This window comes from uncultured Nostoc sp. (assembly GCF_964245445.1).
In the GTDB taxonomy this organism is placed as follows: Bacteria; Cyanobacteriota; Cyanobacteriia; order Cyanobacteriales; family Nostocaceae; genus Nostoc.
Window position 1 is genome coordinate 1 of sequence record NZ_CAXTNE010000298.1, and the last position, 9,075, is coordinate 9,075.

8 protein-coding genes are annotated in these 9,075 nt (G+C 43.0%); 6 read left to right on the top strand and 2 right to left on the bottom strand.

Features of this window, described 5'->3' with window-relative positions; translation table 11 throughout:
• Positions 1-311: 311 nt before the first annotated feature.
• The 3 genes from ACFE90_RS32215 to ACFE90_RS32225 all read left to right on the top strand — a co-directional run bounded on the left by ACFE90_RS32215 (position 312) and on the right by ACFE90_RS32225 (position 3,340).
• Entirely contained in the window at positions 312-1,436 is a 1,125-nt protein-coding gene (locus ACFE90_RS32215; protein WP_375506387.1) for an acyltransferase family protein, read from the top strand.
• 152 nt (positions 1,437-1,588) lie between these two features.
• The gene (locus ACFE90_RS32220; protein WP_375506388.1) at positions 1,589-2,287 is read left to right on the top strand and encodes a CAP domain-containing protein; all 699 of its coding nucleotides are present in this window, start codon (positions 1,589-1,591) and stop codon (positions 2,285-2,287) included.
• A gap of 348 nt (positions 2,288-2,635) precedes the next feature.
• A complete protein-coding gene (locus ACFE90_RS32225) occupies positions 2,636-3,340 on the top strand; it encodes a CAP domain-containing protein (protein WP_375506389.1) in 705 nt (234 codons plus the stop codon).
• A gap of 99 nt (positions 3,341-3,439) precedes the next feature.
• Here ACFE90_RS32225 and ACFE90_RS32230 read toward each other — a convergent pair whose 3' ends face one another.
• Entirely contained in the window at positions 3,440-4,825 is a 1,386-nt protein-coding gene (locus ACFE90_RS32230) for a carotenoid oxygenase family protein (protein ID WP_375506390.1), read from the bottom strand.
• A gap of 199 nt (positions 4,826-5,024) precedes the next feature.
• Entirely contained in the window at positions 5,025-5,591 is a 567-nt protein-coding gene (locus ACFE90_RS32235; RefSeq protein WP_375506391.1) for a PadR family transcriptional regulator, read from the bottom strand.
• 403 nt (positions 5,592-5,994) lie between these two features.
• Here ACFE90_RS32235 and ACFE90_RS32240 point away from each other — a divergent pair, with 403 nt between their 5' ends.
• The 3 genes from ACFE90_RS32240 to ACFE90_RS32250 all read left to right on the top strand — a co-directional run bounded on the left by ACFE90_RS32240 (position 5,995) and on the right by ACFE90_RS32250 (position 9,042).
• Complete coding sequence (locus ACFE90_RS32240) at positions 5,995-6,408, top strand: hypothetical protein (protein WP_181373946.1); 414 nt, start codon at positions 5,995-5,997, stop codon at positions 6,406-6,408.
• A gap of 295 nt (positions 6,409-6,703) precedes the next feature.
• Positions 6,704-7,879 carry a hypothetical protein gene (locus tag ACFE90_RS32245; protein WP_375506392.1) on the top strand — a complete coding sequence of 392 codons (1,176 nt, stop codon included), beginning with the start codon at positions 6,704-6,706 and terminating at the stop codon, positions 7,877-7,879.
• Positions 7,880-8,076: 197 nt separating this feature from the next.
• Complete coding sequence (locus tag ACFE90_RS32250) at positions 8,077-9,042, top strand: hypothetical protein (RefSeq protein WP_375506393.1); 966 nt, start codon at positions 8,077-8,079, stop codon at positions 9,040-9,042.
• Positions 9,043-9,075 lie beyond the last annotated feature (33 nt).

Genomic DNA, 9,075 nt, shown 5'->3' on the forward strand with positions numbered 1-9,075 from the left:
TGTCAGCCGATGCGTTGGCATTGTCAGCCGATGCGTTGGCATTGTCAGCCGATGCATTGGCATTGTCAGCCGATGCATTGGTATTGTTAGCCAATGCGTTGGCATTGTCATATCAAGTCCGGTGAATCACTTATGATTACCGTATCTGTGCAAAAATCCCACAAGCCTCTTTCCCCCTGCCCCCTGCGGTCTTAATGATAAATATTTTATCGGACATGATATCAGCCGATGCATTGGCATTGCCAAATTTAATTCGCTACGAATTAATGAAATGCTGTACTTAGATACTCATCTAACATAAAATTCCGCTTATGCGCCTGACTTCACTGGATGTTTTTCGCGGCATTACCATCGCTGCAATGATTCTCGTCAATATGGCGGGAGTCGCAGATGATGTATATCCTCCCTTAGCTCACGCCGATTGGCACGGTTGCACACCAACTGATTTGGTATTCCCTTTCTTTCTCTTCATTGTTGGTGTAGCGATGACTTTCTCGCTGTCAAAATACACCGAAGGTAATACAACCTCAGCTATTTACTGGCGCATCTTACGCCGCGCCGCCATTCTCTTTGCCTTGGGATTGCTACTAAATGGCTTTTGGAATCAAGGTGTTTGGACTTTTGACTTGGGTAGTATCCGCATTATGGGAGTGTTGCAACGCATCAGCATTACCTATCTGCTGGCTTCCTTAATAGTTCTCAACCTCCCGCGTAAAGGTCAATGGATACTAGCAGCTGTGCTACTTATCGGCTACTGGCTAATAATGATGTACGTACCAGTGCCCGATTTTGGCGCAGGAGTTCTGACGCGAGAAGGTAATTTTGGCGCTTATGTTGACCGTTTGATTATTCCCAAAGCACATCTATATAAAGGTGATAGTTTCAACTTTATGGGAGATCCAGAGGGACTGTTCAGTACTATTCCTGCGATAGTAAGCGTCCTCGCTGGCTACTTTACTGGTCAATGGATACGCACTCAACCTGTACAGTCACGCACAAGTATAGGTTTAGCATTATTTGGAGTTGGTTGTTTAATTATCGGTTGGGCGTGGGGGTGGACATTCCCCATCAACAAAAAGCTGTGGACAAGTTCCTATGTAATCTTTACTAGCGGTTGGGCGTTACTTTTGCTAGCAGCTTGTTATGAACTCATTGAAGTACGGGCGCATCGTCGCTGGAGTAAACCTTTTGAAATTATGGGCTTAAATGCGATCGCTCTTTTCGTTCCATCCGTTTTATTGATTAAAATCTTAGTGAAAACCACTATCGGCACAGGCAAAGACGCTCCCAATACCTACAATTGGATTTACCAGAATTTTTTTGTATCTTGGGCGGGAGTTTTGAATGGTTCCCTATTGTTTGCTCTAGTCACTGTGTTATTATGGTGGGCTGTTGGTGTTCTGATGTATCGGCAACGCTGGTTTCTCAAAGTATGAATTTGCAAGCAGATATCAGAAATTGAAAAAATTTTTGTTGTTATTTATGTTTTAGTATTATCGAGGTTACAAGATGCCACAGAAGCGTTTGCAGATTTATTTTGTCTAATTCACTCAAACTATTAATCCACAGAAAAATTGTCAGGTAATAAATGCGTCACCTTAAATCTTGGGTGTTTTTGCCAATTGGGTTGATATTTGGCTGCTCAGACCAACTGTTTCAATCAAACCCGTCTGAAGCCAACTCTAACCCAGCAGTAGTTTCACAAACTAGTTCGATATCAAAAGTGAGTTATCTTTCATCATTAGAACAAGAGGTAATTGTTGAAACAAATAAGGTACGAACAAATCCCCAGTCATATCTCCCGATTCTAGAAAACTACAGAAAGCGCTTTGAGGGAAACCTAGTCAACATTTCTAATAATACTTATTGGCAAACTCAAGAAGGAGTCAAAGCAGTTGATGAAGCGATCACATTTTTGAAATCAGTACCTCCTGTGGGAGCATTGAGTGCATCTAAGGGTATGTCTTTAGCAGCAAAAGACCACGTTAAAGACCAAGGCCCAAAAGGTGCCACAGGTCATGATGGTAGCGATGGTAGCACCTACTCTACTCGGATCGACCGCTATGGTAAATGGCAAACAACCGCAGGCGAAAATATCATTTATGGCTATGACACTGCTCAAGATATCGTCATGCAATTAATTATTGATGATAGTGTGCCTGATCGCAGTCATAGAAAAAATATTTTTAATGATACTTTTAAAGTGTCTGGTGTTGCTTATGGAACTCACAAAGTATATAGAACAATTTGTGTAATTGAGTACGCTGATGGCTATAAGGATAAATAATTGGAGTTGGGAAGTGGGGAAAAATACCGAAGGTTATGAGTTATTGTACTTAAAAACAGGCGGGAAAATATTTTTTTGTGCTTTAGGTTCCACTGTTAGGTAGGTTACAACATGTATTAAGCAATCTTTTTTAAGACTCAAGGAACAAAGACGATAGCAGCCTTATCTATACTCTTGATAAACTTATTTATGTTCTTCTTAGGGGACTGATCGAAGTTCTAATGTCTGATAATAAGCCGCTTCTAAAATTATGAATAAAGAAGCGTTTACAAACTTATGTGTGTGTTGAAAATTATTATTTCTTCTAATTCACTAAATTAATCCATAGAAAAAATTGTGAGGTAATGAATGCATCGCATGAAATTTTGGGTACTTTTGCCAGTTACCCTGATATTCGGTTGCTCAAATCAACTGTTGCAATCTAACCCATCTGTGGCAAACTCTAACCCAGCAGTAGTTCAACCTAGCACTCCGACTTTATTAGCAAAGGCGAGTTATCTTTCACCACTGGAACAACAGGTAATTGTTGAAACAAATAAGGTACGAACAAATCCCAAATCATATCTCCCGATTTTGGAAAACTATAGAAAGCGCTTTGAGGGGAACCGAGTCAAAATTTATAATAATACCTATTTGCGAACTCAAGAAGGAGTCAAAGCAGTTGATGAAGCGATCGCATTTTTGAAATCAGCACGTCCTGTAGGGGCGTTGAGTGCATCTAAAGGTATGTCTTTAGGAGCAAAAGACCATGTTAAAGACCAAGGCCCAAAAGGTGTCACAGGCCATGATGGTAGCGATGGTAGCAACCCTTTTACTCGTATCAACCGCTATGGTAGATGGCAAACAACCGCAGGCGAAAATATCAGTTATGGCCCAAACACCGCCCAAGATATTGTCATGCAGTTAATTATTGATGATGGTGTGCGCGATCGCGGTCATAGAACAAACATTTTTAACGGCGCTTTTAAAGTATCTGGTGTTGCTTATGGAACTCACAAATTATATAGAACAATTTGTGTAATTGATTACGCTGGTGGGTATAGGGATAAATAATTTGAGGTGGGGAAAGGCAGCAGGGGGAAAAGGGGAAACTTTCTTCCCTGCAAAGCACACCCTGCCCCCTGCTCCCTGCTCCTTTTCCTCTTCCTCTTCCTATTTAGCTAATGCAACCCAAGTACCATGAAATCCATAAGGCACTCGTTGAGGAATTATCACTCGCGCTACAGGTTCAGCAGTGACATCTTGGGCATTCACCACTACTAATTCTGAAGTGTTTGAATTCTCATCGTGGACAAAAGTCACAAGCCAACCATCATCCTCAGCCGTTGCACTAGGACGCGGCGCAAACACAGCTTCACCGCCATAGCGCCCTTTTCCGAATTTGTGGGTTTGGGACTTTCCACTGCTGAAGTCGTACTTAATGATACCTTCAAATAAAGGTAGGGGACTATTCGCCATTTTGTTAGTGTAGCCATATCGGGTTTGTCGCCCCAACAGATTTTCGTTGACGCGGGGAAATTCTGAAGCTACATCGTCCAACATTTCCTCACGCACTGTCCCTGTGTTGAGGTTAAATCGCCAGCGATACAAGCGCGGGATATTTCCTTCTGGATCTGGTTGTGAATCATCAGAACTCAAAACAGTAGTAGAACTCATGCGACAGGCAATCAGCACCACTTCATCTCCGTCTTCGTAGGCATTGAGGGTATGGAAGACGTAGCAAGCAGGACTCTCAAACCATCGGATATTACCGTTATTACCGTAACGTGGTATAATGCCGAAGCGACTAGAGCGATCGCGCTCAAACATCATTACAGGTTCTCCCCGTTGCGCTCTTTCTGGGTTAATAGTCAACGGCAAATCCATAAAAATGGTGTAGTTTTCAGTAATGGCGAAATCGTGCATCATCACCCCCATTGGCAGGTCAATTGGCACTGTCCACAACAATTCGCCTTGTGCTGAAACCACACTATATTGCAGGTACGGTGGCGCAAACACAGAGTAGCCAAAGAACATCATTTCGCCCGTCACTGCATCTACCTTGGGATGGGCTGTGAAGGCAGAAACCAGCTTACCATTGTAGTTATATTCGCCAATAGTATTTAATTCAGGAAGCTTGATGGCGTGAGGTTTACCTCCCTCATTCAGCGCCAACATCTGACCCGCGTGCCACACTAAGGCAGTATTGGCAGTATTTTTGTAGCCGCCGTGGGGGTTATCCATTCGTGGTGGTTCTAACAACCCACTCCAGAGAGCCTTACCCGCAACTCGTTCTTTTTTCCATCCGGCTGTCTGGACGTAGCGGTTACGATAAGTAGCTACGCCGTTGCTAATTTGCACACCATGCAACATCCCATCCCCATCAAACCAGTGATATTCACCGATGGGTTTCCATTGAGGGTTAGGGCCATTTCGGACAAACATCCCCGATAAGTCAAGGGGTAATTCACCAATGACTCGCAACTTGTCGGTGGTGATTTCTTCATGGATTGGAGCAAAATTGCGATCGAGATAAGGATTGATTGCTGTTGTTACCATTGCCTTGATTTATCAGAGTTACAGAAAAACGAGCTAGAGCCAACGGCTTCCTCTTTTTGAGATGCTAGCGCAAAGTTTCTGGTGAAAACGCTCTATAGTATAATTTTGAGCCTGTGGACGTATCTAAACAGAAGATAGTCAATCATCCAAAAGAAGACGGTTGAAACAGGAATCCCCGTCGCTTTAGTGCTAAGGAGTATCAAAGAATCTGATAATTTGATGCATAAGGCTTTTGGTGACTGATAACATTGAGCGCTATCTTCAACCAATCAATATAAGTCTGTTCTCTTCGGATCACCAACTCCAGCACAAGCCTTTGCATTACTTGCTCACGGTTGGCAGACTCATCACCAAGTGATGGCAAATCAATAATTTCACATTCAGCAAGCTTTTTGCTTCGAGCCGCTAATTGTTCTTCCAGTAGGTAAATGATAGTGTCATTCGGCAACTGATCTGCAAAATGCAACTGGAGGAGTAAAGGTTCTCGTACAGTCGGCAAGGGCTGATGAGTCCCAAGCCATCGGGCAAATTCGGCTTTCCCTGGCTCCGTTACGCTGTAGACTTTGCGGTTGGGGCGATCACGCTGAATCTCAATTGTACAGGTAATCCAGCCTTGCTCAACTAGCTTATCGAGAGTTCTGTAAATTTGTGCTTGGTCTGCTGGCCACAAATGGGCAATGCATTGATCAAAGCAGCTCGTTTTGAGGTCATAGCCCGTCATTTCCTGCTGCTGAAGAAGACCTAGAATTACGTATGCTAGGGACATTAAGACAGTTTTCCCATAATTGATATTTTCTCGATAGGTTCCACACTATGTACTTCTTATAATTTTATGCTAATATATGAGTAATCAAATATAAGATACAACAGTTATAAAAAGATATGTTGATTGTCATGCGTCTTAACAAGGAAACCGAATACATGAACTGAAGTTGGGCAGATGGCTAATCATGCTGTTTGCACAAGACAGTGAGGAAGTGGCGATGTATGTTGAGTGCCGCTCCCGTAAACAACCTGCCGGGATCTTGCTACGCCATCATTGGATATGCTCCTCATCGCTAGCGTATCACTCAACCAACCAGTTGTTCGCTACAGTCTATTTGTGATGAATACTGACGCAGCAATTATTTAAGCCATTCAAGACTATCATAACGAAAGGATGGGTAACATTGACTTCTAACACACTTTCACAAAGAATACGTCAACATCAATATCTGCGTGATTTACGAAATAAATTACTCCACCTTCATAAGATGTTGTTGGATACAGAACGCATTGCCTACGAACAGGTTAGTGGACGAGTATCAAGCGGAGAACTACTTCAGCTAGTTATCGCTCATGAACAATTTGCTTGGCTACATCGCATTTCTGAGATGGTTGTGCAAGTTGATGAAATGCTCGAAGCAGATGAACCGATAGCAATAGAGGATTTTGAAAAGTTGATTGCTGATGTCCGCACGCTGATTATACCGTTAGAGACGGGCAATACCTTCGAGAGAAAGTATTATAACGCTCTCCAGCGCGAACCTGCTGCTGTGTTGGCACACGCGGAAATATCAAGATTTCTCACGTCTAAGGTTTAAGGTAGCTTTGTCAAGGTGACATGGTAAGACTTGGGGCTTAAGCCCCAAGTTCTGGAATAACCTCTCATATCAATCATGTCCGCTTGATTGCTTATTAAACCCGAATCACCCCAAAGAGCGGCGAGGGTTAGGGTGGGGTGTAATGACTGTGGTTAGCATAACTAATTATGCAGACATGATATCACAGGCGATCGCCATAAGTTTTCTTGTATCAGAGAACGTGGAATAATACAGGGGAGAAGCTTTCCGTAGGCGTAGCCCAACCCAGGCATCGCTAGCCACCCTGATATAAACAATGACCACTGTAATATTTGTACATGGCACGGGCATTAGAGAACGAGAATACAACGAAACCTTTGAGATAATTGAGCAAAAGATTCACGCTCAACGTCCTGACATCAAAGTTGCTCCTTGCCTTTGGGGTGCATTAGGTGCAAGGTTCAATGATAATCGGGTATCAGTACCGTTGGAAGATGCGACACTGGCTTTATCTCAGCCAGAAGAAGACGCAGATATTGTATTGTGGCGGCAATTATACCGTGACCCTTTGTATGAATTGCGGCTGTTGTCTTTGAAACCTATTGAATCAGAAAATGCTTTTGGGGAAGATCCAGGGGATATTTTACAATCTCGTGTAGCGAGTCTCACACCGACATTGGGACTGGAAGCTAAGTTGCAAGAGGCGGGAATTGCAGAGATATTTACAGAAGCACAAGAGGCTGTGATTCGCAGTGAACCATATCAACGGGCATTGCTCACAGTTTCCGAATCTGATTTGAGTGAATATTATGCACCAATAGCTAGAGCAATTGTAGCTCAAGCAATGTTTATTAGCGAACAGCAAGAAAAATTTCCCCCCATACTCACCGATGCCCAATTGCGGGATAAAGTTGTGGAATTGCTGACTCTGGCTTTGACAGAGGCAGAGTTAGGATTGGGTGGCTGGTTATTAAAGCCATTTGTTGAACTAGCGCAGCACGGCGGAACAAATTATGTCAGAGGAAACCGCTTTGAGTTAACTGATAAAATTTCGCCTATGCCTGGTGATATTTTGTTGTATCAGACGCGGGGTGAAAAAATCAGGGCGTTTATCCAGGAACAAATTCAACAAGCAGAACCGCCAGTGGTTTTACTCGCCCATAGTTTGGGAGGTATCGCTTGTGTAGATTTGCTAGTGCAACAGCAGTTGTCTCAGGTGGAATTATTGGTAACAGTTGGTTCCCAAGCACCATTTTTATATGAGATTAACGCCCTCTACAGCTTAGAATATGGACAGTTATTACCAGAGCATTTCCCTGAATGGTTGAATATCTACGATTTACGGGATTTTCTCAGTTACGTGGGTAATAGGATTTTTCCTGATAGAGTGCAGGATGTGCAAGTGGATAGCAGACAACCATTTCCCCGTTCCCACGGTGCTTATTGGACAAATGCTAAAACCTGGGAGGCAATTATTTCGAGGTTGCCATAATGGTTTACCCCACCCTAACCCTCCCCTTTATAAGGGGAGGGAACTAGATTTATTTTTTCCCCCCTTTCCAAGGGGGGATTAAGGGGGGTAATTCAAGTGTGTACACGGTAGATTCCCTGCTAGGGAAGGGGGTTAGGGGGATTAGGGGGTTAGGTCATTTTCCATAGGAGGTGAGAAACTAAATCATCATGCAGTTAATGGCTAAACCTGAGCGGACATTTGGGTTAATTGTCGGTATTGAAAAGTACCACGAATCTGAATGGAATGTGAAGGGTGGGGGGCCAGCCGATGACGCGCTGAAATTTGCTGATTGGCTGCATCGGCGCGGTGTACCGAAGGAGAATATTCGGTTATGTTTATCAGCACTGGAAGAAAATCATCAGTTAATTGGGGAATGTGGATTAACTGTAGAGTTAGCGACAGAGAAAAATATCTCCGACATTGTGACTAACTTTTTATCCCCAAAGTCAGGGGATTTACTCTACATTTTTTGGGCAGGACATGGTTTGATTACCTCAGAACGAGAGCGCCGATTGCTTTGTGCTGATGCAAATAAACAGAATTGGCAGAATTTAGATTTGAATTCTTTATTAGTTTTGTTGGGTTCCGATAATTTTCAGATTCGGAATCATATTTGTATTATTGATGCCTGTGCCAATTATGTTTTAGAGTCGAGGGGAAGACCAACTAACTTAGGTGGTAAAGCTTTTTTGAGTGGACTGCCAAGGACAGATAGTCAACAATTTGTGTTACTGGCGACGCGGGAAGGAGAGACAGCAAAGGTAAATTCTGAAAATAAAACAGGATACTTTTCTCAAGCTGTGTGGGAGGCTTTTGCAGCAGCTAATGGGACTTTCCCCCCGAATATGACGGAAGTTACCGAGGCAGTTAAGCAGCGATTTAAGAGTTTAGATAAAAAACAACTGCCGACTTATTTTTATTCGCGCAATTGGCATGGAGATATTGAAAAATCTCATTTCAACCCGTTTGATATCCCGCATAATATCCTACAGAGTCAAGCTCGTAAGTTTGTTGGGAGGGATGAGCAAATAGAACAATTGCGTCAGCTATTGCAAGCAAATGATATTGTGGCAATTACCGATGTGACTGGGCAAGGTGGCGTGGGTAAAACAGAGTTAGCTATTAGACTTGTCGCTAAATAAGATTTAAAAAATGATGAAATGGACTTCTCAACT

Coding starts and splice junctions, on each gene's coding strand:
- ACFE90_RS32220 (WP_375506388.1), top strand. CDS start 1,589: ATGCGTCACCTTAAATCTTGGGTGTTTTTGCCAATTGGGTTGATATTT.
- ACFE90_RS32215 (WP_375506387.1), top strand. CDS start 312: ATGCGCCTGACTTCACTGGATGTTTTTCGCGGCATTACCATCGCTGCA.
- ACFE90_RS32235 (WP_375506391.1), bottom strand. CDS start 5,591: ATGTCCCTAGCATACGTAATTCTAGGTCTTCTTCAGCAGCAGGAAATG.
- ACFE90_RS32250 (WP_375506393.1), top strand. CDS start 8,077: ATGGCTAAACCTGAGCGGACATTTGGGTTAATTGTCGGTATTGAAAAG.
- ACFE90_RS32245 (WP_375506392.1), top strand. CDS start 6,704: ATGACCACTGTAATATTTGTACATGGCACGGGCATTAGAGAACGAGAA.
- ACFE90_RS32225 (WP_375506389.1), top strand. CDS start 2,636: ATGCATCGCATGAAATTTTGGGTACTTTTGCCAGTTACCCTGATATTC.
- ACFE90_RS32230 (WP_375506390.1), bottom strand. CDS start 4,825: ATGGTAACAACAGCAATCAATCCTTATCTCGATCGCAATTTTGCTCCA.